The sequence below is a fragment of the Streptomyces sp. 13-12-16 genome (genome assembly GCF_002114215.1).
Classification (GTDB): domain Bacteria; phylum Actinomycetota; class Actinomycetes; order Streptomycetales; family Streptomycetaceae; genus Streptomyces.
Window position 1 is genome coordinate 1 of the sequence record NZ_NCTE01001410.1, and the last position, 954, is coordinate 954.

The following is a 954-nucleotide window of genomic DNA, read 5'->3' on the forward strand; positions in this document are numbered from 1 at the left end:
CGGGGGCGCGGACGGCCGCATCGGGGGTGCGGCTCGCCCGCCGCGGTCGCGCCCCTCCGGTGCCGCCACGGTGAACCGGGTGGGGACCAGGTGAGCGACGGGCTCCGCCGCCCCCACACCCCGCTCCGGTCCGTCGGCGTCCGCGGCCCGGCCCCGCAACGGCAACAGCAGTTGGCTGCGGGCGGCCCAGGGTTGTGTGCCCGGCCAGTGCCTTGAGGCCGGAGCGGCACGTCCCGGTCGGCTGCTGCGGCGAGGAAGCGGCTACGGGAACCCCGCGTTCACCACTGCGGAGGGCTCGCTATCGCGCGGGCCAGGACGTCGTCCAGGATGCGGGCCGTTTCCGGTATGTCCAGCTGGGAGTTGTCGATGATGGGGAGCCCCGAGCCGTACCAGCCGGCCATGCGGCCGTGGATGCGTGCCACTTCCTCGTCGGTGAGCCGGCGGTTGCCGGAGCGTTCCGCGTTGCGCTCGAGGACGATGTCCAGGCCGGGGAGGAGGACCACGGGGAGCAGGCCGGGGCCCACGTGCCGCTTCCAGCCTCCGAGACCGACGACCGGCCGGTCGGGGAAGACCGCGTCGTCGAGGATGCACGAGATCCCGTTGGCGAGGAAGTTGCGCGCCGCGAATCCGCAGGTGCGGCGTGCCAGCCGGTACTGCGCCTCCGAGTGGTCGTTCCACCCGGACTGCGGGTCGGCGAACCCGGAGCGGACCCACTCGCGTACGTCGTCGAGGCTGATGTGGGCGGTCGGCACCCGGCGGTGGTCCGCCCAGTACTTGGCCACGCTCGTCTTGCCGGCGCCCGCGGGGCCTATGAGCAGCACGGCGATGATCGTGCCGGCGGGATCGGGTGCCGCGGGGGCCTGCGGCGGGCTGGGCATGGCGACCGGGCCGCCGGGCGGCAGCGGCACGTGGCCGGTGGTGTCCGGCGGCGGGGGCATCGAGGCGTGCCGCGGG

1 protein-coding gene is annotated in these 954 nt (G+C 75.2%); it reads right to left on the minus strand.

Going from position 1 to position 954, the window contains the following annotated elements:
* Positions 1-278: 278 nt before the first annotated feature.
* On the minus strand, positions 279-954 hold a 676-nt coding region (locus tag B7767_RS41770), incomplete at its 5' end, for an ATP-binding protein (RefSeq protein WP_256923775.1).